The following is a 23,495-nucleotide window of genomic DNA, read 5'->3' as shown; positions in this document are numbered from 1 at the left end:
TCAAGCTAAAAAATGTAAATAATTTTTTATTTCATTATTGGTCTTCCTACTGGAGGACTCTTGCCTAAGCTCTCAGCTACTACAATAGCGAGTCCAGTATACCAGGCTGCAATTGCCGTTAATATTCCTACATATCCACCGGCATGGGATAATCCAACATTTCCAATCATAGCTCCTACTCCAAGTAGGAAGAACGTTATCCACAGTAATAGAAATGTCATGAATAATCCTAGATTTGCCTTAAACGTGCCAAACCACATTGCTAGCGTAAAGATTCCAAACGCAATTAATACCAAGCCTATAGCTTGAGGTGTGACTCCTCCAAAAAATCCTCCCGCAGTTAGGAAATACCACTCCCAAAATGCACCATAAGTAAAGAAGGCAGTATAGCCAAAAGTGTTCCCTGCCCTCCATTCCAATATTCCGGCTAGTAGTTGAGCCAATCCTCCATAAAACGCTGCTAGTCCCAACACAACAGATGCCCCTTGTGTTATTAACCCTGCATTGAAGGTAGATAACACGAGTGTAGTTAGTGCGAAACCAGAAAGTCCTAAGGGGGCTGGATTTGCCCTTTTTTGTTCTGTCATGACATCTTTATATAGCAATAATATACTTATAAAGTTTATTACCTTACAGTATTCTACTTAACATTTATTACCTAGAATTCCATTATATAACATATGTCAGTAACGTGGGCTCTACCTTTTGATCAAAAGATAAACCCAAAACTGAATTTAAATAGGCTAGTAAGTATAACTACGTATAAAGAGATTCACAGCCAAACGGTAAAAGATTACAAACAATTTTGGGCATCTGTAGCCTCGGAAATTGACTGGTTCAAACCATGGGAGAAAACACTAGACGATAGTAATCCTCCATTCTATAAGTGGTTCGTAGGTGGAGAGCTTAACGCCTCTTATCTAACTGTAGATAGGCACGTTAAGAGCTGGAGGAAGAATAAGGTTGCCATAATATGGGAAGGAGAACCAGTGGACGAGAAGGGAAACCCAAAGGAGGTTAGGAAGTTAACATATTACGATCTATATAGGGAAGTTAATAGAGTAGCCTATCTCTTGAAGGAGAAATACGGGTTAAAGAAAGGTGATGCAATAGCGATTTACCTTCCAATGATACCGGAATTACCAATATTCATGTTAGCTGCTGCTAGGATCGGAGTAGTCTTTACGGTGGTGTTCTCAGGATTTAGCGCTGACGCATTGGCAAGTAGGATTAATGACGCCGAAGCCAAGTTACTAATTACCGCAGATGGTGGATGGAGAAGGGGTAAAGTTGTTGACTTAAAGGGAATTGTAGATAAGGCTTTGGAGAAGACCCCAACAATAAAGGATGTAATAGTAGTTAGAAGGATAGGTAATAAGGTCAACATGGTTGAAGGTAGGGATAAGTACTTTGATGAAGTAATCAAGGACATTCCACAAAATGTTTACGTTGAACCAGAAAGGATGAAATCTGAAGACCCGTTATATATACTCTACACCTCTGGAACCACTGGAAAACCTAAGGGTATAGTCCACGATATTGGAGGGTATATGACATTATTACACGCTACAATGAAGTGGGTATTCGATATAAGGGATGACGACATTTACTGGTGTACCGCAGATATAGGATGGGTTACTGGACACTCTTACATTGTGTTTGGACCATTAATGGAAGGAGCAACTGAAATAATGTATGAAGGAGCCTTGGATTATCCACAACCGGATAGGTGGGTATCGATAATTGAAAGGTATGGGATCACAATCCTTTATACCTCACCCACTGCAATTAGAAGCTTCATGAAATATGGTGATAATTGGGTTAAGGCTCACATTACCTCCACTGTTAGGCTAATGCATTCTGTAGGTGAACCAATAAATCCGGAAGCTTGGGAGTGGCTATGGAAATTAGTCGGTAGAGAGGAGGTACCATTTGGAAGCACTTGGTGGATGACTGAGACTGGAGGTATTCTAATATCTCATTTACCAGGATTGTATCTTGTGCCAATGAAACCTGGGACAAATGGCCCACCAATATTGGGAATTGAGCCAGATGTAGTTAATGAAGATGGGAAACAAGTTAACCTTGAGGAAAGAGGATATCTTGTTATAAAGAATCCGTGGCCTGGAATGCCATTAACAATTTACAAGGATCCTGAAAGATACGTGAAGGTGTATTGGAGTAGATTCCCTGGAATGTTCTATGTTGGTGATTACGCTGTTAAGGACAAGGATGGATACTTCTGGATATTAGGGAGGGCTGATGAAGTTATCAAGGTAGCTGGGCATAGGCTAGGTACATATGAGTTAGAATCAGCTTTAATTGAGCATCCTGCAGTTGCGGAAGCAGCGGTAATTGGAGTCCCAGACCCAGTTAAGGGAGAGGTGCCTTATGCGTTTGTAATTTTGAGGCAAGGTTATACACCTAATACGCAGCTTTCACAAGAGATACTGAAGACGGTAAGAGATAAGGTGGGACCTATAGCTACTATAGATAAGATATTCTTCGTGGGTAAGTTGCCTAAAACGAGAAGTGGAAAGATAATGAGAAGAGTTGTAAGGGCTGTTGCAACTAGGGCAGAAGTGGGAGATATAACTACATTAGAGGATGAGGCTTCTGTAGAGGAGATTAAAAAAGCTTTAGAGGAGTTTAAGGCAGAGTTTGAAAAGATCAACAAATAAGATACAAGAAATTAATATTTTTTTATAATTCTATGTAGGTAGATTTTTAAGAATGCTTATACATTATTATATCAATGGATTCTCAAAACTATGATATTGAAAAAATTTTACAGAGATACGATAGCGATTATGTATTTCATTATTTAGGTGTGAAAATTTTAGAGATAAAGGAGGGATATGCTAAAACACAAATACCGTTCAAGAAGGAGCTGACAAGAAGGGGAAATATTCTAAATGGTGGAATGATAGTTGCGTCCATAGACTACACAGGTGGATTGGCAGTTCTATCAATAAACGATGGAATGGATCAGGTAACACAAGAACTAAAGGTAAATTTCCTAGAGCCAATGTATAGGGGGCCGTTTACTGTTGAAGCAAATGTAATAAGAAAAGGTAGAACTGCAGTTACAGTGGAGATTACTTTTAAAGACGTTGAGGGAAGTCTTGGGGCGATTGGATTGGGAACGTGGTACATAATAAGGGATAAGAAAATTAACATGAATGTTCAACCTCAATAATTTGCACAAATAATAAAACTTTATAAGGTTTAGATACAAAATAACTTTAATGGAATTACCGTCAGTTTTTGCTCCCTTTAAGAGAGATCCAACGTTTTATCCATCTCCAAAGATGGCCATGAAATCACCTCCAGAGGACTTAGCTTATGTTGCTTGCTTATACACTGGAACTGGAATAAATAGGCCAGATTTCATAGCAGTAGTTGATGTAAAGCCTGAATCGGAAACTTATTCTAAGGTAATCCATAAGGTTGAATTATCATATGTCAATGATGAGCTGCACCATTTTGGTTGGAATGCTTGTAGTTCCGCCTTATGCCCTAATGGAAGACCAAATTTTGAGAGAAGATTCTTAGTTGTACCCGGTTTACGTTCCTCAAGGATTTATATAGTAGATACAAAATTAAACCCTAGACAGCCTAATATAGTTAAAACTATAGAACCAGAGGAGGTTAAGAAAGTAACGGGCTACAGTAGGCTACATACAGTACATTGTGGGCCAGATGGTATCTACATAAGTGCTTTTGGCAATGAAAACGGTGAGGGTCCAGGAGGAATTTTAATGTTAGACCATTACAGTTTTGAACCTTTAGGCAAGTGGGAGATAGATAGGAGTGACCAATATTTGGCTTACGATTTCTGGTGGAATTTACCAAATGAAGTAATGGTAACTAGTGAGTGGGCAGTGCCAAACACTATTGAGAACGGGCTTCGATTGGAACATCTTAAAGATAGATATGGAAATAGGATACACTTCTGGGACTTGAGGAGAAGAAAGAAGGTATCAAGCGTAACCCTTGGTGAAGAGAATAGGATGGCGTTAGAGCTTAGACCCCTACATGACCCAACTAAACTCATGGGATTCATAAATATGGTAGTAAGCCTAAAGGATCTGAGCAGTTCAATCTGGTTATGGTACTACGAAGATGGTAAATGGAATGGGGAAAAGGTTATTGAAATCCCTGCGGAACCTACTGAGGGAGGACTGCCTGAGATATTGAAACCATTTAAGGCTGTACCACCATTAGTTACTGATATAGACTTAAGCCTTGATGATAAGTTCCTTTACGTTAGCTTATGGGGTATAGGAGAGATTAGGCAGTACGACGTGAGTAATCCATTTAAACCAGTACTTACTGGAAAGGTAAAATTGGGAGGTATATTTCATAGGGCTGACCATCCCTCAGATCATAAACTTACTGGAGCTCCTCAGATGATTGAAATCAGTAGGGACGGAAAAAGAGTTTACGTTACCAATTCCCTATATAGTACTTGGGATAATCAATTCTATCCAGAGGGCTTAAAGGGATGGATGGTTAAACTAAATGCTAATCCAGATGGAGGTCTAGATGTGGATAAGGAGTTCTTCGTGGATTTTGGAGAGGCTAGGTCGCATCAAGTTAGGTTAAGGGGAGGAGATGCTTCCTCTGACTCTTATTGCTATCCTTAGCCTAGGGATAGTAGAGGGGCTAGATCCCTATAAGGGATTACTTTTTTCTTATTATTTTTACTCATTTAGAAAGGTGAAGGAATCATACGTAGTCCCTATCGTATCAACTATTACATACTATATAGTAGGTATTTTGATAGTAGAATGGCTCAACATTAGCGATAATATATTAACTAGAGGAATAATGTTTTCTCTTTTATTGGTACACGTGCTAATAAAACTCGTAATAGGTAAAGTTCTCCACTATCCCAGCAATATGAGACCTAAAATATTAAACGTTATTCAATGGTCGGCCATAAATTCGATAATTCAGATGAATTTTATAATACTTCTCACCCTCTCAATTCTCTCAAAACCAAGTCTTATCCTTTTACCTATTACAGTAATAATTGTAAGGGAAACTACGTATTGTTTATCTGTGAAAAATAATAAAATTCTCTTAAAATTGACTGAATATAATTTTGATTATTTCTACTTAATTACGGTATTATTATTAGGTATTGTCATCATTCTACCTCTATTATGATGCCTTCATGATCTTTAAATAACTCATATAAAGAAATCCAAATCTTAGCTCTATCACAGTATCTATTGCTTTTCACCCTTATTTTCGTAAATTTTTTGTTCCTGCTAATTTGTATTTCTGCATTTGGGTCAATTTTCCTTACAATCTCCCTCACTTTATCCAACATAGATATATAGTAGTCTAGGTAAGTTTTAAGATTATGATTAATAGAAGAGGATTAACAATTATGACTGTTTTCTCGTTTATTTACGCTATCCTCGAACTAGGAATACAATGGGATCCTTCCAAGGTTTTAAGCTCACCAGCGTGGATGAAAAGCGTATTCACTCCAACAGTATCACTTTATTTCTACAGAGTAATTTATATTTTAATTTTTGGATTTCCTTCATATCTTGCATCGGGTAAACTACTATCCGTTGAGACTGTATGGTACTTAATTTACGGGTCAATAGTTGAGGATATTATGTATTGGATAGTTGATCTTAAGCTACCGTTTTCATGGGCCTGGTTTTATCCAGTGCATTTTGGTATACCGATAGATGACTTGATTGGAGTGGTGATTTTAGCGGCAATGTACAAATTGATTAAGCAAAAATCTAAAGCTGGAATGAGTTAATATTAAATTTTTATCCTTTTTATTTTTATTTGGTACAAATAAATAGCTGCAGAAACAAGACCAAAGGAAGACATTATTCCCCATAAAATGACGGGAGTGTATAAATAATAGTTCATAAGCTCACTTATTAATGACGAACCGGATACCCTACCAATTCCAGTAACCATACTATATAATCCAATTTGTCTCCCCCTAGAACTCTGATTTGTTAAAGAATTGGCAATGGCTTGTGACAGTGGTGTCACTATCATTTCAGCGATAGTTATAATCGCAATGTCAATGGATGCGACTAGAAAGTTACTGATAAATGCGACTCCGAAATATCCAGAGGTATAAATTAGCGTCCCGATTACGATTAACCACATCCTCTTACTTATAAGTCTGCCAACCAGATCTTGGAATGCTACAATCATAAGTCCGTTTATGGCAAATAATATGCCAGTTGTGTTTCACCAATTTTACTAGAAATGATGTAATTTCTATGGTAGGGGAAAATATCGAGTTATGGTTGTGAAAATCGGCTTATTTCAACATGATTATCAAAAAATTTTTAGATTAAACGAGAAGCATGGTTAAAAAGGAGTTTGTATATAGAGGGTAATATCATCTGTTTAGTATTATCAAGCGGGGAGGGGAGGTCTAGGGAGGAGGCGAACAGGGAAGGGTTAAAGCGAGGGACTCCATGACTCCGTTATGCAAGTTTATGAAACGGGATTCAAAACGGAGTTGAAGTCCCTCGCTAGTTATTTCATCGTCAATAATCTTAACGTTATCTCCCAAGAGTTGGACACGAGGATCGCGGACGCAGCTCCGTTCCTGTTGACAGGGAACAGGGGAAAGGAGTACTTGAAGGTCGTTAGGGAAGGAGAGAAGGTGATGAGTCAAGGGGAGAGGAGCTTCAAGTTCTACCCTCACGTGAAAGTTGAGGGAGAGACTACAATCGTTGCAGTGGACGAGACCGCGATAACCGTGGGAGAGAAGGAGTCGAGGAAGGTGGAAGGATTTCAACTCTACAACGGGAAGAGGAAGGGAGTTAAGTTGAGGTCCGTGGACTTGGTGTTCCCCTTGAGGCTGTCCCTCCTCGAGGAGATAGCTGACTTGAGAAGCGATACTCCCTCCCAGTTCCTGATGAGGGCCGTGAGCGAAGTTGCTCAGCACCTCAAGATAGACTACGTTGTTGCTGACGCGGGTTTCCTGAACTTGAAGGTAATCAAGGAGATGCCTGTGAAGACCGTGGTAGGAGGTAAGACCAACCTGAAGGGCTTCAAGGAACTCTCCAACGTCTCTCTAACCGAGAAGAAATGCGAGGTAAATGACAGGGTTTACGTTGCGTATAGGGTCCTGAAGTACAATGACCTTTACTACTATGAAGTGATATACGTCAAGGAGAAACCCAGGCACTTCATCTTCGTTACCAACTTCAATGGAGATCCCTACAAGCTAGCTGAGCTCTACAGGTTGAGATGGCAGAGCGAAGAGGGCTTCAAGGTCAGGAAGGCCAGGATAAGGTACGTTAGTGCTTTCAGAAAGTTTATAGCTTTAGGCAAAGGATATACCACTAGATCATAGTCTAAGAACTTTTCCAAAATACTAGTGAGGAAGTTAACCAACAAGATCTTCCTCTACCTCTATTACACTGTCCTAGATTCAGTGTGGAACCTCGTGAATTACCTCCTCTTCAACTTCAAGTCCACGAAAAGGAAGCCTCTCTCCTTCGACTCCTTCGTCAGGCTTCTCTAACTTCCTCGGCGTGCAGAGGACACTCTGCACACCGTTCTAACCACGTGATAAAAATTCAGATTATCTCCCTTTAATCTGAATCTACACGTTATGTTTATTGCAAATAATGTTAATATGCTATATTTCACTATAATATCACTATCTTTCTCTATATCAATTCCCTTTTGAAAGAACTAACACAATATCTTTCAAGTGAGATAATTTGGTGAAACACAACTGATAATATGCTAACTTGAAATTCTGTGAAGTGAAGTTGGGCATTATAATACGTTAGTAAACCGAATCCCAATTGGCCCACTAACACGAAAGTAAGAAAGGTAGAAATTAGGAAAAGAATAAATTGCTTGTTGACATTGAAATTTAAGATATTCCCCCCACCCTTGAATTCAGGTAATAATCTCACTAGAAATATCGGTATGATCGCAATCAAGCTTGATACTAATAATAGCGTTCTGAATCCGTAGAATGTGAAAATATAGCCACCAATCAATGGCCCTAAAGCCCATCCCGCATTAATTCCAACCCTTTGCCTACTAAACGCCTTAACTAAATCAGCCCTTTTATAAATATCCCCAACTATTGCAGTAGAAGATACATTGTATATATTGTTAAAGAACGTTTGTAATAGAATCAATCCTGCTATAGGTATAGGGAGATTGACTAGATATGCCGTAAATAGAGCAAATGAGGAAACAATCATTGAGAGCATCATGGCGTTTCTCCTCCCCAAATAGTCAACTACTATTCCCCCACTAACTGACGCAACAACGTTTATCAGTGCTTGAATTAGGTAAAATATCGAGACGGTATCTAGAGAGAACCCATAAACTTTATATAACGCAAATCCGATAAATGGCCAAATTACGGAACCACTAAAAGACCTTACTCCTCCTATAATCGCTATTCTATTTATCTCTTCCATATCTCACTCTAACTTTATGCGAGGTATAAAACGTTGAGCACTGTATGCTATTTAAATAACTCAAATTATTCTCTAGAAAGCACTTTTCTGAAATATTAAATTTTTCCAAATAAACTACTATATTATCTTCATTTCAATTTATCTCAAAACATACAATTTAGGTGTGCAATGGTTCTTAGCTCTTTGTGAAAATTCAACAAGTCCACAAGGCATCTAAGAAGTTAATTTTTAATACAATAAGTTTAAAAAGGCTTCAATGGAGCCAGAAAAGTTTACATGGGATAGCGGGAAGGCAATAATATCCCAGTTTATAGGATTCCTTCTAGACTCCTATGATTTAACTATGATTTTAAGCATAGCTCCAGTTCTAGCTAAGGTAATTTTACCACCCGCAAGTCCACTCATAGCGACCTTTAATATCATTCTTTCCTACTCCTTAACAATAATATTCAGACCCTTAGGCTCAGCAATATTTGGAAATTTAGGAGATAAGATAGGTAGGAGAGCTGACTTAATAATTACGGTATTGGGTTTAGGAATTACTAGTGCATTAACTTCAGCATTACCAACATATGCACAAGCTGGAATTCTTTCATTCGTTCTATTCGTTTTAATAAGAGTTGCTGTAGGAATCTTCGCTGGTGGAGAGTACTCAGCAGGTCATCCATTTGCCATGGAGTGGACACCATATAAATGGAGAGGTTTCATTAGTGGACTAGTCCAAGGTGGTTTCTCATTTGGCGCAGCATTAGCTGCTGTTATAGAAGGTATCTTCATAGGAATTTATGGCGTATCCGGTGTTGAGGAGTTTGCGTGGAGATATGTCTTTTTAACTGCCGTAATACCGGCTTTCATAGCCCTAGCAGTAAGACTCGCCATGAAGGAAACACCAGTTTTTGAAGACGTTAAAAAGAAGAATCTGATTAGAAGGACACCACTGGCGGACTTGTTTAAAGCACCTTATAGAAGGGACTTCTTACAAGTCATGGCATATATGACAGGCATGTTCTTCTTCGCCTATGCTCTATTTGCATTTGTGCCTACTATTTTGGAACATAGTCCTTCCACATTTAGTCTTGGAGAAGCAAACTACATATATAGTATCGGTACTTACGCTGCATTCGCAGGCGCGTTGATATTCGGCACTCTATCCCAATATGTTGGAAGAAGGAGGTTAACAATAATATGGAGTATAATTACCTTTGTCATTGCAATACCAATTTATTATGGGTTGATTACTGCGGCTATTGCTGGTAACGCTATAACTGCTATGTTATTCTCAATAATTATTGGTATAATAACGCAAGGACCATGGGGTATAATACCTATCTATTTATCTGAGAGATTTAAAGCATCAATGAGGGCTTCTGGAGTGGGTTTCGGTTACTCCTCTGGAATTTTCCTTGGAGGTTGGTTCAGTATATACGTACCTCTGATGCATAACTACTTGTTTAAATCATTAGATACACCAAATAACGTATGGTTCTCTACTGCTGTATTATTAATGATTGGAGCTTTAATAGTTGGTATTGCACAATACTTCGGGCCAGAAACACTAGGAACTAGATTAGCTGAAGAACCACAAAAAACTACGTAGAATAAAAATAAAAAGGGAAAGCTCTTTTTTTAGGGATTCTAATTTTTTTCAAAGACTTTTATCTTATCTTTTCTCACATACACTAATACTTCCTCACCAGAGTGTATCGGATGATCAGAATAGGTGAATATCTCTTCCTCCGAGTCTAAGGGAGTTATAGTTATCCTAAATAGACCTCCTTGATAGCCTATAACTTTGACCTTTCCCTTGCCTACTAAAATCCAAGAATCATCCTTAATGACATCTTTTGACAGCTTCACATCTTCTGGTCTAATACCTATTATTGCTCTATCACTAGAGACACTTACTGGAAATCTGAGACTGCCTATAACTACACCCTCATTTGTTACCTTTCCCTCCAGTTCATTAATTTCACCTATGAGACTAGCAACTTGAATAGACACTGGATTATCATATAAGTCCTCGGGTTTACCCACTTGAACCAATTTGCCTTTAACTAACACTCCGACCCTATCAGCAATGGCGAAAATATCAGCGGGATCATGGCTAACAACAAGTAAGGTCACACCTAATCTACTTTGGACTTCTTTAACTAAAGCTCTTGCACTATCTCTCATCCTAGCATCTAAATTGCTAAATGGTTCATCTAGTAATAGTAAAGACGGATCTTTAACCAGAGCTCTAGCTAATGCAACTCTTTGTTGCTGTCCTCCAGACAATTCCCTAGGAAAGTGATTTAAGACATGATGAATATCTAAAATCTTGGCTACTTCCTCAACTCTTTTTCTTATCTCTTCCTTGCTCATCTTCATATTAGTTAAAGGAAACGCAATATTCTCGAACGCCGTTAAATTAGGGTATAGGGCCCAAGTTTGGAACACCATGCCGATTTTTCTGTCTTCCGGAGGTACTATTAGTTTACCATTTGAAGCAACTAGTCTATCGTCGAAATACAGTTCCCCAGTAGAAGGTACATCTAAGCCTGCAATGATCCTCATGAAAGTTGTCTTACCAGCACCACTGGGACCTAATATGCCAAATCTCTCTCCATTTTCAATATTTATATTAACGTTATCTAATGCTACTACTTTACCTTTCTTAAAAACCTTAGAGACGTTTTTTACAATAATCCTAACCATCTTTTACACCCCCTTACCTCCACCACCTAGTGCCATTAATCCTCTTATAAAGTATCTCCCAAGAAATACAAATATTGCTAGTGGTATTATACTTGCAACCATTCCAGCAGCGAATGTATCATTATATAAAGTACCATATGCTCCACTATAGGATAATACAGCTATAGATGTTAGTTTCATTCCAGGAGTTGTCACTAGTACTAACGGGATAAAGAAGTTATTCCATGCTTGTATTATAATAAATATTAACGTTGAAATGAAGCCTGGCATAGAAAGTGGGAATACTATTTTCATGAATATCTTTAAATCTCCAGTTCCGTCCATCTTTGCCGCCTCAATTAGACTTCTTGGTATAACTGAAATAAACATGGACATTAATAAAGCTCCAGTAGGTATATAAAATATCAATAACGCAAATATTATACCTATATAAGAATCTAATAATCCCATACTTACTATTAGCCTAGTTAACGGTAATAGTGTAGCTTCTTGGGGAATAAATGTAGCTAGTGATATTAGAGAGAATAAAACATCACTTATGGCAGAAGAAGCTCTACTAAACGAATAAGATAATGTATAAAAGAAATATGCACCCATAGCACCTAGGAATGCTGAAATAAACGAAGTAGGAATAACAATTATTAAGCTATTGATTAGAGGTTTAGCTAGTGATAGAAGGACTGACACATACGCTTCAAACGTAATTTTTGTAGGTGGTACTAAAACTGGAGTAGATAGAACTTCGAAATTACTCTTAAACCCATTTATGAGCATTGCATAAACTGGTATAAGCCATATAACGCTCACAATCGCTAATGCTAGATAATGCAAACTTGCCTTTATCACTGGTCTCATCTTCTTATCCACCTCCTAATGACAGTTAAGGCATACGGAATAATGATTATCGTAGCAATTAATGTTATCATCGTAGCAACTGCTGTAGCTTGAGAGAAATACTCCACAGTGAAGAGGTAATACATGTATAACTCACTCGTTTGAAGAAAAATATTCGTAGTGCCACCAGACAACACATAAGGCAGATCAAATATTCTAAATGAGAACAAGAATAGAAGGGCCGTGGCTATAATAAAAGAGTTTAACGAATTTGGAATCAGTATCTTGTATAGTATTTTGAAAGCACTAGTTCCATCCAATCTAGCTGCTTCTACTATAGTCTTATCTATGTTCATAAACCCTGCTAAATAAAACAGAGCCGCAATTCCAGTATATGCCCAAACTGAGACCAAAACTAAGCTAGGAAACATTGTAGAGGTTGACGAAAGCCACGGAAATTGAGGTAAACCAATCCTCACTAAAAGCCAGTCTACTCCAATATGAATATTAAATAACCAAAGCCAAATGAGTCCATTAACAGCCATGGAAATAGATAAAGGGTATATTACTATTGAGAGAAAAGTAGACCTGGCCTTGTTGGAATTTAAAAAGTATAGTAAAGCTGCAATAAATATGCCCAGAATATTCCCAATAACTACTAGAATTACTGACAACTCTATGGAGTGTAATAAAGAGTTTGTGAACTGAAAGGTTCTTATTACGATGCTGTAAGTTTCAAGCCCGACAAAAGTCGGTTTAGAGTTCAGCAAGGACCAATTCATGAATGACATTACTGCATTCCATATTACTAGGTACAATAGTATTGCGGAAAAAATAGCTGTGGGAGCAACCAAGATTATTGTACCCTTCTTCATCAAGATTAACTATATATAGGAGGGTATATAAATTAATGATCATGTAGAATCTATGATGTTTATATAAAAATTATCTTAATATCTATGCAGAGAAACTTTATAAATAGGGGTAACTATATATAATAATATATATAAGTTTAATAGTAAGTACAATAAAAAACTTTATAAACCATCAGTGGTTACCATAAATTGTCATGAAAAGGAAGTACCCGTATAGTCTAGCTAAGGGATTAACATCTACCCAAATAGCAGTAATAGTAGCAGTAATCGTAATAGTGATAATAATAGGAGTAGTAGCAGGTTTCGTTTTAACCAAGGGGCCCTCTACAACTGCTGTAACTACTACAGTAACAAGCACGTTTACTACAACTACTACAATACCCAGCACAACCACGTCAACCCCTAGCAATACAGTAGTCTTCTATACATGGTGGGGTGGAGGTGATGGAGGGGAAGCACTAAGCCAGATAATCCCTGCAGTTAAGCAATATGCGGGCTTACAAATGCAAACATATTCTATTCCAGGAGCTGGAGGTACAAATGCAAAATATGCTATTTTAGCGCTTATACAAGCTGGTAAACCTCCAGCTGCATTTCAGGTACACTATGGACCAGAAATGATAAGTTATGTTGAGGCTGCGCCCAATGGTATACATACTTTTGTCAATATGACTCCTTATTTAATCCAATGGGGACTACTTAATAACGCGGTTTATGCAGTATTACAAGCTGGAGCTTATAATGGTACATTATTATCAGTACCAATTAACGTACATAGGGGAGCAGTTCTTTATGTCAACACTCAATTGTTAAGGGAATATAATTTACCATTCCCCTACAACTTTAGTACTCTCGTTTATGATACTGTACAACTAGCTAATCACGGTGTGAGTCCATGGATTATACCTGGTGGAGACGGTGGATGGGATCAATTTAACGTATGGGAGGATATATTCTTATATTTAGCTGGGCCACAACTCTACAATGAACTAATATATGGTACACTGAACTTCAGCAATCCAACGGTTCAGAAACTAATAAATGAAACCAACTATTGGTTCTTGAACTTCACAAGCTATAACTACCCTGGTTGGCAATCTATGTCATGGGAACAAGCATTTGCACTAATAGCTCAAGGTAAAGTCGCATTTCAAGCCAATGGGAACTGGGTAACTAATTACGCAAGTTATATAAACGTTACAGTTTATCCTCCGTTACCTCAATACATAAGCAACTCAAGTGTTTCTGTAGTGGAAACTCCATTCCCAGGCACACAGCACTACTATGCTTTAGTGATAGATACAATTGGTATACCAGTAGGTCCTCAAGAACAACAAGCTTTACAACTAGCCCATTTCTGGTCTTCATACCAAGGGCAGGAAGTCTGGACAAAATACAAGGCAGTAACCTATTATAAAAATGGTACGGATTGGTATGCTCAACCAGCACAATGGTATGATTATCAGCAATTAATAAATACGTCAGAGCAAAACTTCGTTTATCAACTATCAGATGGTGGAGTGTTTGATGACGTTTTCGCTCAAATAGATTCAGGATTACTAACTTTACAGCAAGTTGGCAAGGTTGGATTATCTGCTTGGAACTCTACGTTAGTATCTTCAATGCAACAAGAACAAAATGAATGGTTAGCCGCAGCTAAATTAGGATTAGGATACTTAGGATTCCCCGGCCATCCTTTTGCTGGATACTACCCACCATGGGTTACAAATCCATCAGCATATGGACTAACCAATAATACACAAAAGACAAGTAATAGCGTAATGCTCTTCTTACTCCCATTCTTAGCGTTACCCCTTGCAATAGCCAGCATAGACAATAAATACTATCTCTTGAAGTAATATAATTCCTTTTCTCTTTTTTTATTATTTAAGTTAGCATATCTAATTCAAATTTGTTTAATACAATTGTTCTCTGATATAAACTTTTGAGTTTAAGTTTAAACAGACATTACCGCCTCAAACTAGCCATTTTTATCTTTAGAGGCTATTTGATATCTTTGTTTTAATACTTCATACGGTTTAGATTAATCAGTTTATAGTTAGATAGTTAATATAGTAAAATTTTTATACCGTTCTAACGCTACCTTTAAATAGTATGGAAGGCAAATATAAAAGAGCAATATCAACATCTACTGCAATAATAATAGCGGTAGTAGTAATAATATTAATAGTAGTAGGAGTAGTAGCATATTTCCAACAGATGGGAAGCCATGCTCCTACATCAAGCTCTTCTATGACTAGCCAATCCTCTGTAATCTCCACTTCTCAATCTCAAACTACCACACAACAAGTTATTAAGATTGGGGCTCTATTGCCACTTACTGGACAGTTGTCTTCTGTTGGAGCTGAAGCGCAACAAGTTTTGATGTACGCTCAAGATCAAGCTAACGCTCTACTTAAACAATTAGGTGTAAATACAGTGGTGTTTCACCAATTTTACTCAAAATGATACAATTTCTATGGAAGAGAAAAATATCAGAGCGGAGTTAGAAAAATCGGCTTATTTCAACACAAGAAGCAAAAAATTTTCATATTTGTTGAAGAAACTAACAGAAAACGAGTTTATATATAAAGAGTAATACCATTTGTCTAGTATTATCAATAGAGGAAAGTAGGTGGAAGGACGAGATGAACAAGAAAAGGTTAAAGCGAGGGACTCCATAACTCCGTTATGCAAACCATACAAGTATCCAAAACGGAGCTGAAGTCCCTCGCTATAAATTTAGCAACAATCAATATTAACGTTATCTCTCAAGATCTAGACCCGGAAATAGTGAAAGCAGCGCCATCCTTGCTAACCGGAAACAGAGGAAAATACTACTTGAAGGTAGTAAGACAAGGCGAGAAAGTAATTAGTAAAGGTCAGAGAACCTTCAAGTTCTACCCAATCTACAGAGAAGTAAAGGGAGAGACCAACGTAGTCGCTGTAGATGAGACCGGATTAACCGTGGGAGAAAAGGAACAAGAAAAAGCAGAGGGCTTTCTACTCTACAACTGGAAGAGAAAAGGAATAAAGATGAGATCCTTGGACCTCGTATATCCCTTAAGGTTACCCCTCCTAGTGGAGGTAGCAGATTTGAGAAGCGACAGTCCATCACAGTTCCTACTCAGGAGCGTGAGGGAAGTAAGCCAATACATGGAAATAGATTACGTTGTAGCTGACGCCGGATTCTTGAACCTAGGGGTCATCAAGGAAATGCCCGTGAAGACCATTGTGAGAGGAAAGTCGAACTTGAAGGGATTCAAGGAACTATCTAACGTTCCATTAGTTGAGAAGAGATACGAGGTTAAGGACAAGGTTTACGTTGCGTATAGGGTCTTGGAATTTGAAGGGCTTTATTATTACGATGTGGTTTACGTTAAGGGAAAGCCGAGGCACTTCATGTTCGTAACGAACTTCGAGGGAGATCCCTATGAACTGGCTGAACTCTATAGGTTGAGGTGGCAGGTTGAGGAGGGTTTTAAGGTTAGGAAGGCAAGGATAAGGTATGTTAGGAAGTTGAGTAATAAGATCTTCTTGTTCCTCTATTATACGGTTCTGGATTCTGCGTGGAATCTAGTGAATCATCTTCTCTTTAACTTCAAGTCCACGTGTAAGAAGGTTTTGTCCTTCGATTCATTCGTCAAGCTTCTCTAACTTTCTCGGTGTTCAGAGGAGACTATGCACGTCGTTTTCACCACGTGAGAAAAATTCAGAATTCTCCTCTTATTATTAGAATTGTACGCTATATTTTTTGCAAATTATTTTAACATGTTATGTTTCATAATAATTTTATTGTTTTTCTCTATATCAATCTCTTTTTGAAAGTGCTAATATTATATCTTTCAAATGAAATAATTTGGTGAAACACCACTGGTGTAAATATGCAAGTGCAAGTAGTAATAGAGGATACAGCAACTAATCCACAGACTGCTCTTTCCGATTTGCAGACTTTATACTCCCAAGGAGTTAAGCTAGTAATTGGGCCATTTTCAAGTGGTGAATTGAGGCAAATAATGTCTTATGCTGAAAGTAATGGCATAATGCTCTTCTCCCCATCATCAACTTCTCCTGCGTTAGCAACACCCGATAGGATTAACGGAACTATATTTAGAGATGTGCCTAATGATACCTATCAAGGGGCTGTAATAGCAAACATAATGTATCAGCAAGGTATTAGGGCAATAGCAGTAATATGGAGAGGAGATACTTATGGTGATGGATTAGTAAGCGTAGTAAATAAGACATTTACTGCGTTAGGTGGAAAGGTAATGCTTGTGGCTAGATATGATCCTTCTACCACAGATTTTTCCAGCTATGTAAGTACTCTAGCAAATACTATTAGTCAGTTAATTAACCAGTATGGTAAAGATCACGTAGCTGTTTATGACGTTTCTTTTGAGGAAGGAGCTAGTATACTTCAATTGGCCAGTCAATATCCCCAATTAACGGAGGTTAAATGGTACGGTTCAGATGGTACTGCTGGTGTTGGATCAATAGTACAGAATCCAGTAGCTGCACAAGTTGCAGTTGAAACACTATTCCTAAATCCTATTGCAGCACCTGCCCATACAGTATTCTATGATCAATTAACCCAACACTTCAATAAAACCCTTCAAGCTTATTCCTATATAACATATGACATATTCTGGATATACTTTTACAGTGTATTAAAAGTGGGAAGTGATAATGTAACTGCTATTAAATCAATTTTACCAAAAGTAGCTGCTAAGTTCTATGGTGCATCAGGATATCACTTGTTTGACAAATATGGTGATAGAGTTTCTGGTATTTATCAATTGCAGATAGTAAATAAGACAGCCTCCGGTTACGAATGGACTATCTATGGTGTCTATGATGTTACCACGCATACATTAACCATAGGATTCCCTCCAGCTGCTCAACCCCCACAAGGCTATCTTTATCCAGATGATCCCCAAGCTATGTCTAAGTTAAGTAGTATAAGTTAATATTAAAGGGGTGTTGTTTTTTGTCTCTTCTTAAATTGGATTCCGTTTCTAAGTATTTCGGTGGTATTAAGGCATTAGATAGTGTAACATTAGAGATTGAGAATTCCAAATTCACTTTACTTATAGGACCTAATGGAAGCGGGAAGTCGACTTTAATCAACGTTGTAACTGGCATTTATAAACCAGACTCTGGAAGTATTTTTCTTGAAGATAGAAACATAACTGGAAAGAAACCCCACGAGTTGTATAAACTAGGAATAGTTAGAACTTTTCAAAACCCACAGATTTTTCCTAATTTATCAGTATTGGATAACGTAATTTTAGGCATATCGCCAATTAAGGGTGAATCAATACTTAGATCGTTGTTTAAGCCCATTTGGCTTAGGGAGGAAGAAGAGTTAGCAGAAAAGGCATATAATATTTTAAAAATAGTGAAGTTGGATAGGTTGTGGGATAGACCGGCAAGAGAATTAAGTGGAGGACAATTAAAGTTACTGGAAATTGCGAGATCACTAATGACTAGACCTAGGCTTTTGGTTATGGATGAACCATTGGCTGGAGTCAATCCGCAATTAGCAAAAGAAATATTGAATATCCTTACAGATCTCAAGAGGGACATAGGGATCTTTGTTGTGGAACATAGATTAGATATAGTTGCTAATTATGCTGATTACGTGTATGCAATGTTCATGGGAAAGGTAATAGCTAAAGGTTCAGTAAATGATGTGCTTAATAACCCCACCGTAGTAGATGCGTATCTAGGGTGATGGCAGATGTTAGAGACGGTTAAACTTAATGCGGGTTATGGCAAATTACAGATCCTATTCGATGTGGATTTTATTGCAAGTAAGAAGCAAATCATAACTATTGTAGGACCTAATGGAAGTGGGAAGTCCACATTCCTTAAGACCCTAGTAGGTTTAACTAACGTAATATCTGGGAAAATAATATTTGAGGGAGATGATATAACTAGATTTCCTCCCTATAAGAGATCTAGAAAAGGATTAGTTTACGTTGCTCAAATTGATAATGTGTTTAGATCATTAACTGTCGAAGAGAATTTCAAACTATCCTCGTATAATCTAAGTGAAAATGAATATAACGAGAGGATGGAAATTATATTTACGTTATTTAGTCAGATTAGAGACATCTTAAAGAGAAAAGTATATCAGTTAAGTGGGGGGCAGAGACAGATGGTAGCCATATCGCTAGCATTATTAAGAAAACCTAAGATATTACTTCTTGACGAACCTACAGCTCAGTTAGCTCCTAAAATAGCTAATGAGGTCTTTAAAAAGATTGTTGAGATAAGGGATTTAACTGAGGTGGGAATAATATTGGTGGAACAAAATGCGAAGAAAGCTCTAGAGATAGCTGATAACGCGTATTTGTTCACAAGTGGAAGGGTTCTCTTTAAAGGTAAACCAGTAGAACTTTTATCAAATCCTGACTTAGGAAAAATCTTCTTAGGTTTAGGGGTGTAAGTCAAAATGATAGATCCTCTGATTATAAATACAATAGTTTACGGTTCGATTCTTGGTTTATCAAGTCTCTCCCTAACTTTAACTTACTTAACAACTAAAGTACCTAATTTCGCTCACGGTATCTTTCTGTTGTTTGGTTCCTATATGACCTTTACCATAGCCGAAGTCTTAAAACAGAATCCGTACATTTCGCTACCTATCGCATTCTTATTAGGTGGGGCAATTGCATTACTCCAATACTATGGTGTGTTACTGCCGTTAAGTATGAGAGGTGGCGGTTTAGTATCACAAATGGTTGCTACTCTAGCCTTTTCCATTTTACTGTATGGAGGATTAAACGCATATGCAAGTTATCTTGGCTATGTGTATAATGTGCAATCTAGAGATGTAACGCTAGGATTCTTAGATTACGAAATAGGAGGGATTAGAGCTGTTTTCCTAATTTCCATCATCTTAGCAATAGCATTCATACTCTCACTTTATATCTTCTTGAATAAGACTAGATTAGGAATATCCATTAGGGCTACAGTTGAGAACTCGTCACTAGCTGAAAGCATGGGTATAAACACGAAACTAGTTAAGGCGATTTCTTGGTTTTTAGCTGGAGGTATAGCAAGTACTGCCGGCTCCTTATATCCTCTACAATTTGTATTTTCACCTACATTAGCGTACTCGATATTACTAAGTATATTCGCAGCAAGTGTACTAGGAGGTCTAATGAGCCTATTCGGTGGATTCATTGGTGGATTCATTGAGGGATTCATAGAAAAATACATCATGACTGAATTATCAATCTATCTGTCTCCACTAATAGGAGTGAGTCCTTTCGTTATTAACCAGTATTCAACACTGGTTCCTCTTATAGTAGTAGCAGCAGTTCTCCTGATAGCTCCAAACGGAATTATGGGAGTGAGGGTGAAATAATGGTAGTAGATATTTCCTCCCTCATTTTAGCCATACTCCTAGACTTTTCAGTATATTTAATGGTAGTAATATCGTTAAATGTAGAAATAGGATTAACTGGAGTTCCAAATTTCGGTAGAGTCCTAGCATATGCTGGAGGAGCCTTCATAGCTGGAGCAGTACCTGGGAGGATTTTGCAAATAATATATGGACTTCACGGTGATTATATTCTTAATAATCCCTCTATAATAGCAGAAATAAACGATAAATTGCTTGAACAACCATTAATGGCTCTCGCCATTTTAATTCTTACCTTAGCTCTAGCTGGGATAGTCGGAGCAACCTTAGGTTATATTTCCTCCTATCCAGCCTTAAGATTAAGAGAAGATTATCTGGGAATATTACTATTAGTAGCTGGGACTTCACTAGTAGTAGTAGGGATTACTTATCCACCAATAGTAGGAGGTACAGTAGGCGTTCAAGTTCCCGCTGTTTTTAATGCACTTCTAGGTCAAGGAGCTAGTTTATATTACAAGATATCAATATTGTTGCTAGTATTCTCACTAATTATGCTACTTCTATTCAATTTAATATCAAACTCTCCAATGGGAAGAGCATTTAGAGCTGTTAGAGAAAATGAGGATTTAGTAGAAGTTTTAGGTAGAGATATAGGTGTAATCAGAGGTAAGGCAATGGCGTTGGGAGGATTTCTTGCCGGTGTAGCAGGATCACTTTACGCTTTTTACATAGGTTCAGTATTTGCAGGTGCATTCGATAATTTAACGTGGTCATTTAACCCGTATTTAATGCTAATATTGGGAGGCGCAGGGACTTCAATAGGTGCATTGCTAGGTGCCCTGATATATTCCACCTTATATCACGTTATCGATTTGTATAAGCAGACAATAGGATATTATCTGCATTTCGATGCAGTATGGCTACAGTATATGCTATTTGGACTTGTACTAACAATAATCCTTATATTACGACCTCAAGGTATCGTAGTTGAAAAAGCCAAACCATTAGTAAAACCGAAAGCTAAGGACCAGAAAACCTAACTAGTTAAAGAAATTTTTCTTGTTATAAGTTATCTGATACCACTAATAAAATGCGGAGCTGAATTTCTATAAAGTAGAACATCCGAGGACAACCAAACTAACCAGGTACGAAACTGACTCGGGCCTTAAAAATAGAGACTTTTAATTCTAAAGGAAAGATAAAAGCAATGTCTTCTATTCTAAAGAGCGATTCAGAGCTCCTTTGCGATTTCAATTTGTTTCTCTAAAAACAGATAAGAATAATTGATTCTACATTTTCGATAATACTAATAAGAGACGAGCGTGAGGTAATATCATGGAAACCATAACAATTGAAGAGAAAGCCCTCTACAACCTCACTCAGTGAAGTGAGGTCATAGAAGAGCTTAAACATCTCAACGGAAACTCATGCTCGTCCCCAATATACTATCTGAAGACGCCCTATTAAACAAATCGGTCAAGGAGATTGAGAAAATAGCCTTAGAAGAGGCTGATAAGACTAGCCCAAAACACGTGAGGGGTAAGAAGATAAGAAGGAAAGGTTACGCAAAGTACAGATTCCTCAAGGGATTCAAGATCATGTTAAAAGGGAGAGAAGACATTTACAAGCTAGAGCGAATCTCAGTGGAACTACCCGTACTGTACAGTGATAAGGGAAGGGTGAAGACTCAAGTGGAGGAAAGGTTATTAAGGGAGGAGAAGGTGTTCAAGGCTCTGATGACCGTCTATTCTGTGCTAGGAGGTAAGTTGAACGCCAAGCTGTGGATGCTCGAGATCCAAGTGAGTGGTGATTTCAAGTATGTAATAGTTGATGGGAAGTACGTGAAGCTCAAGGGAGGAAGGGGGTCCTTCTCTGCGATTGGTGTGACAGAGGAAGGCAAGAGGGCCGTTCTGGACATAACCTTAAGTGTAGAGAAGAACGCCATGGGTTATTGGAGGCTCTTGGTTAGGGTTTGGAAGAAGTATAGTTCGTCTTGATGGTAGTTGATGGAACTAAGGCGTTGGATAAGATCTCTCTGGCTGAACTTCAAGTAAGAAGGCTAGGATGCCTAGTTCACCTCAAGCGCAACGCGACCGAGGAGGAGAGAGGCGTTAAACATCATCTCCTCTGCAGAGAGCGGTGAAATTAAGCCCGAGACCTGCCCGAGGCTCTTGAGTTACCTTATATATAAAACATATTATTCAGATCTATGCAATAGAGATCTTACTGGGGTTGAGGCCTTACAAACCCCTGGGAGTGAAGCTCGGACAGTAGCTTGGCCTCCTCCAATTCGGACCGGAAGTTGAGCTTGAAGCCCGAATAAGGGTGAGTATACATGGAGGCCCCAGTTGCCGGAATAGATGTATCAAGAGATAAATTAGTAGTCTATTTCCAAGGTAAATACTACGAGTTCACTAATAATAAGCTGAAGGAGTAAAGCAAGTCTTGCCTAAGGGCTGTAAAGTGGCTATAGAAAGTACGGGAGTTTACCACATTAACTTGGCTAAGTACTTGGGTAAAGAGTACGACGTGAGGATTATTAATCCCCTCATACTCAAGAAGTTCAAGGACTTTGGGGATAAGAAGAGTGACAAGAATGATAAAAAGCTCGCTGAGCTAGTTGTAAGTATGGGCAGTAAGCTTACAACGAGTGAGGCTAAGGAGTTAACAAGCCAATGGGATTTTATCACAAGGAGTATTGCTAGGGTTAAGAACAGGTTAAGGAGGGATTTAATACTTCTAGGCTATAAGGACAGTTTGTCCGGGAAGAACTTGAATGAAGTATTGAGAGGGGAGGATAATATAGTGTTATCTGAGGTTTCCTTCTGGGTGAGTTGGAGAGGCTTGAGGCTGGGAGATTGAGGAAAGGTTTAAAAATGCAGTTCCTAAGGATAGTTTGATCTTCACGATTTCTGGGTATTGGCAGAACGCTGGGTTGTATAATTTTAGCAAGGGTTGGTGATGTTAAGCGTTTTGGTGACAAGAAGAGGTTTGTTGCTTATTGTGGTCTCGATCCTCTTGTTGAGTCCGGTGTTGTATCGAGAGGCATATCTAGGTGATGCTGTTTTGAGGAGTTCTACCTTGCAGCTTTGATTGCTATCAAGGTTAATCCTATTATCAAGCGTTTTTACGAGGAGCATAAGGGTAGGCTTAGGGGTAAGAAGTTGATTACTGCTTGTGCCAGGAAGCTTGCTGTTATTACTTGGGCTGTGCTGTATTATAATAAGCCCTTTGATGCTAACGAGTAAAGCAGGTGATATC

19 protein-coding genes and 5 pseudogenes are annotated in these 23,495 nt (G+C 38.1%); 17 read left to right on the top strand and 7 right to left on the bottom strand.

Features of this window, described 5'->3' with window-relative positions:
- Positions 1-26: 26 nt before the first annotated feature.
- The gene (locus SSOP1_RS14160; protein ID WP_009989838.1) at positions 27-587 is read right to left on the bottom strand and encodes an acetate uptake transporter; all 561 of its coding nucleotides are present in this window, start codon (positions 585-587) and stop codon (positions 27-29) included.
- A 93-nt stretch (positions 588-680) separates the two neighbouring features.
- On the opposite strand from SSOP1_RS14160, the gene acs reads away from it, so the two are divergent.
- The 4 genes from acs to SSOP1_RS14140 all read left to right on the top strand — a co-directional run bounded on the left by acs (position 681) and on the right by SSOP1_RS14140 (position 5,175).
- Complete coding sequence (gene acs, locus SSOP1_RS14155) at positions 681-2,681, top strand: acetate--CoA ligase (protein ID WP_009989839.1); 2,001 nt, start codon at positions 681-683, stop codon at positions 2,679-2,681.
- Positions 2,682-2,755: 74 nt separating this feature from the next.
- On the top strand, positions 2,756-3,199 hold the full coding sequence (locus SSOP1_RS14150) for a PaaI family thioesterase (protein ID WP_009989840.1): 444 nt from the start codon (positions 2,756-2,758) through the stop codon (positions 3,197-3,199).
- Positions 3,200-3,248: 49 nt separating this feature from the next.
- Entirely contained in the window at positions 3,249-4,649 is a 1,401-nt protein-coding gene (locus SSOP1_RS14145; protein ID WP_009989842.1) for a selenium-binding family protein, read from the top strand.
- Complete coding sequence (locus tag SSOP1_RS14140) at positions 4,618-5,175, top strand: hypothetical protein (protein ID WP_009989844.1); 558 nt, start codon at positions 4,618-4,620, stop codon at positions 5,173-5,175. Before SSOP1_RS14145 ends, SSOP1_RS14140 begins: the two co-directional genes overlap by 32 nt.
- On the opposite strand, the gene SSOP1_RS14135 is transcribed toward SSOP1_RS14140, so the two are convergent.
- Positions 5,156-5,341, bottom strand: coding sequence for a hypothetical protein (locus SSOP1_RS14135; protein ID WP_009989846.1), 186 nt, complete (start codon positions 5,339-5,341; stop codon positions 5,156-5,158). The genes SSOP1_RS14140 and SSOP1_RS14135 overlap by 20 nt on opposite strands.
- 33 nt (positions 5,342-5,374) lie before the next feature.
- Here SSOP1_RS14135 and SSOP1_RS14130 point away from each other — a divergent pair, with 33 nt between their 5' ends.
- Positions 5,375-5,791, top strand: coding sequence for a hypothetical protein (locus SSOP1_RS14130; protein WP_009989847.1), 417 nt, complete (start codon positions 5,375-5,377; stop codon positions 5,789-5,791).
- A 2-nt stretch (positions 5,792-5,793) separates the two neighbouring features.
- On the opposite strand, the pseudogene SSOP1_RS14125 reads toward SSOP1_RS14130, so the two are convergent.
- Positions 5,794-6,228: pseudogene (locus SSOP1_RS14125) on the bottom strand (MFS transporter); the annotation flags it as partial.
- Positions 6,229-6,484: 256 nt separating this feature from the next.
- Here SSOP1_RS14125 and SSOP1_RS14120 point away from each other — a divergent pair.
- Positions 6,485-7,531 (top strand): annotated as a pseudogene (locus SSOP1_RS14120) (transposase).
- A 211-nt stretch (positions 7,532-7,742) separates the two neighbouring features.
- Here the strand turns inward: SSOP1_RS14120 and SSOP1_RS14115 are convergent.
- Positions 7,743-8,453, bottom strand: a pseudogene (locus SSOP1_RS14115) (MFS transporter); the annotation flags it as partial.
- Between the two features lie 256 nt (positions 8,454-8,709).
- On the opposite strand from SSOP1_RS14115, the gene SSOP1_RS14110 reads away from it, so the two are divergent.
- Positions 8,710-10,050 (top strand): MFS transporter, encoded by a 1,341-nt coding sequence (locus SSOP1_RS14110; protein ID WP_010924002.1) that lies wholly within the window; start codon positions 8,710-8,712, stop codon positions 10,048-10,050.
- Positions 10,051-10,088: 38 nt separating this feature from the next.
- On the opposite strand, the gene glcV is transcribed toward SSOP1_RS14110, so the two are convergent.
- From glcV to glcT, 3 genes are read right to left on the bottom strand one after another with little or no spacing between them, the layout of a single operon-like run.
- Positions 10,089-11,150 (bottom strand): glucose ABC transporter ATP-binding protein GlcV, encoded by a 1,062-nt coding sequence (gene glcV / locus SSOP1_RS14105; RefSeq protein WP_010924001.1) that lies wholly within the window; start codon positions 11,148-11,150, stop codon positions 10,089-10,091.
- Positions 11,151-11,153: 3 nt separating this feature from the next.
- On the bottom strand, positions 11,154-12,005 hold the full coding sequence (glcU, locus tag SSOP1_RS14100; protein WP_048054368.1) for a glucose ABC transporter permease GlcU: 852 nt from the start codon (positions 12,003-12,005) through the stop codon (positions 11,154-11,156).
- Positions 12,002-12,862, bottom strand: a complete 861-nt coding sequence (gene glcT, locus SSOP1_RS14095; protein WP_010923999.1) for a glucose ABC transporter permease GlcT — start codon at positions 12,860-12,862, stop codon at positions 12,002-12,004. The genes glcU and glcT overlap by 4 nt, the downstream gene beginning before the upstream one ends.
- 191 nt (positions 12,863-13,053) lie before the next feature.
- On the opposite strand from glcT, the gene glcS reads away from it, so the two are divergent.
- From glcS to SSOP1_RS16650, 10 genes and pseudogenes are all read left to right on the top strand, one after another.
- Complete coding sequence (glcS, locus tag SSOP1_RS14090) at positions 13,054-14,718, top strand: glucose ABC transporter substrate-binding protein GlcS (RefSeq protein WP_010923998.1); 1,665 nt, start codon at positions 13,054-13,056, stop codon at positions 14,716-14,718.
- Positions 14,719-14,974: 256 nt separating this feature from the next.
- Positions 14,975-15,328, top strand: coding sequence for a hypothetical protein (locus SSOP1_RS14085; RefSeq protein WP_010923997.1), 354 nt, complete (start codon positions 14,975-14,977; stop codon positions 15,326-15,328).
- Between the two features lie 222 nt (positions 15,329-15,550).
- A complete protein-coding gene (locus SSOP1_RS14080; protein ID WP_010923476.1) occupies positions 15,551-16,516 on the top strand; it encodes an ISH3-like element ISC1439A family transposase in 966 nt (321 codons plus the stop codon).
- A gap of 227 nt (positions 16,517-16,743) precedes the next feature.
- Positions 16,744-17,829 (top strand): ABC transporter substrate-binding protein, encoded by a 1,086-nt coding sequence (locus tag SSOP1_RS14075; RefSeq protein WP_010923989.1) that lies wholly within the window; start codon positions 16,744-16,746, stop codon positions 17,827-17,829.
- 20 nt (positions 17,830-17,849) lie between these two features.
- On the top strand, positions 17,850-18,596 hold the full coding sequence (locus SSOP1_RS14070) for an ABC transporter ATP-binding protein (RefSeq protein WP_010923990.1): 747 nt from the start codon (positions 17,850-17,852) through the stop codon (positions 18,594-18,596).
- 6 nt (positions 18,597-18,602) lie between these two features.
- Positions 18,603-19,313: a branched-chain amino acid ABC transporter ATP-binding protein gene (locus SSOP1_RS14065; protein WP_010923991.1), complete on the top strand. Its 711-nt coding sequence runs from the start codon at positions 18,603-18,605 to the stop codon at positions 19,311-19,313.
- A gap of 6 nt (positions 19,314-19,319) precedes the next feature.
- Positions 19,320-20,237 carry a branched-chain amino acid ABC transporter permease gene (locus tag SSOP1_RS14060; RefSeq protein WP_010923992.1) on the top strand — a complete coding sequence of 306 codons (918 nt, stop codon included), beginning with the start codon at positions 19,320-19,322 and terminating at the stop codon, positions 20,235-20,237.
- Complete coding sequence (locus tag SSOP1_RS14055; protein ID WP_010923993.1) at positions 20,237-21,274, top strand: branched-chain amino acid ABC transporter permease; 1,038 nt, start codon at positions 20,237-20,239, stop codon at positions 21,272-21,274. Before SSOP1_RS14060 ends, SSOP1_RS14055 begins: the two co-directional genes overlap by 1 nt.
- Before the next feature lie 355 nt (positions 21,275-21,629).
- Positions 21,630-22,417: pseudogene (locus SSOP1_RS14050) on the top strand (transposase); the annotation flags it as partial.
- A 152-nt stretch (positions 22,418-22,569) separates the two neighbouring features.
- A pseudogene (locus SSOP1_RS16650) lies at positions 22,570-23,482 on the top strand (transposase).
- Positions 23,483-23,495: the final 13 nt, after the last annotated feature.

The organism is Saccharolobus solfataricus (genome assembly GCF_900079115.1).
Lineage (GTDB): Archaea > Thermoproteota > Thermoprotei_A > Sulfolobales > Sulfolobaceae > Saccharolobus > Saccharolobus solfataricus.
The sequence above is the reverse complement of the archived record's forward strand: the minus strand, read 5'-3'. Positions and strand labels throughout refer to the sequence as shown.

Coding starts and splice junctions, on each gene's coding strand:
- SSOP1_RS14080 (WP_010923476.1), top strand. CDS start 15,551: ATGCAAACCATACAAGTATCCAAAACGGAGCTGAAGTCCCTCGCTATA.
- acs (WP_009989839.1), top strand. CDS start 681: ATGTCAGTAACGTGGGCTCTACCTTTTGATCAAAAGATAAACCCAAAA.
- SSOP1_RS14060 (WP_010923992.1), top strand. CDS start 19,320: ATGATAGATCCTCTGATTATAAATACAATAGTTTACGGTTCGATTCTT.
- SSOP1_RS14065 (WP_010923991.1), top strand. CDS start 18,603: ATGTTAGAGACGGTTAAACTTAATGCGGGTTATGGCAAATTACAGATC.
- SSOP1_RS14130 (WP_009989847.1), top strand. CDS start 5,375: ATGATTAATAGAAGAGGATTAACAATTATGACTGTTTTCTCGTTTATT.
- SSOP1_RS14055 (WP_010923993.1), top strand. CDS start 20,237: ATGGTAGTAGATATTTCCTCCCTCATTTTAGCCATACTCCTAGACTTT.
- SSOP1_RS14110 (WP_010924002.1), top strand. CDS start 8,710: ATGGAGCCAGAAAAGTTTACATGGGATAGCGGGAAGGCAATAATATCC.
- SSOP1_RS14145 (WP_009989842.1), top strand. CDS start 3,249: ATGGAATTACCGTCAGTTTTTGCTCCCTTTAAGAGAGATCCAACGTTT.
- SSOP1_RS14085 (WP_010923997.1), top strand. CDS start 14,975: ATGGAAGGCAAATATAAAAGAGCAATATCAACATCTACTGCAATAATA.
- SSOP1_RS14135 (WP_009989846.1), bottom strand. CDS start 5,341: ATGTTGGATAAAGTGAGGGAGATTGTAAGGAAAATTGACCCAAATGCA.
- glcV (WP_010924001.1), bottom strand. CDS start 11,150: ATGGTTAGGATTATTGTAAAAAACGTCTCTAAGGTTTTTAAGAAAGGT.
- SSOP1_RS14075 (WP_010923989.1), top strand. CDS start 16,744: ATGCAAGTGCAAGTAGTAATAGAGGATACAGCAACTAATCCACAGACT.
- glcS (WP_010923998.1), top strand. CDS start 13,054: ATGAAAAGGAAGTACCCGTATAGTCTAGCTAAGGGATTAACATCTACC.
- SSOP1_RS14140 (WP_009989844.1), top strand. CDS start 4,618: ATGCTTCCTCTGACTCTTATTGCTATCCTTAGCCTAGGGATAGTAGAG.
- glcU (WP_048054368.1), bottom strand. CDS start 12,005: ATGAGACCAGTGATAAAGGCAAGTTTGCATTATCTAGCATTAGCGATT.
- SSOP1_RS14150 (WP_009989840.1), top strand. CDS start 2,756: ATGGATTCTCAAAACTATGATATTGAAAAAATTTTACAGAGATACGAT.
- SSOP1_RS14160 (WP_009989838.1), bottom strand. CDS start 587: ATGACAGAACAAAAAAGGGCAAATCCAGCCCCCTTAGGACTTTCTGGT.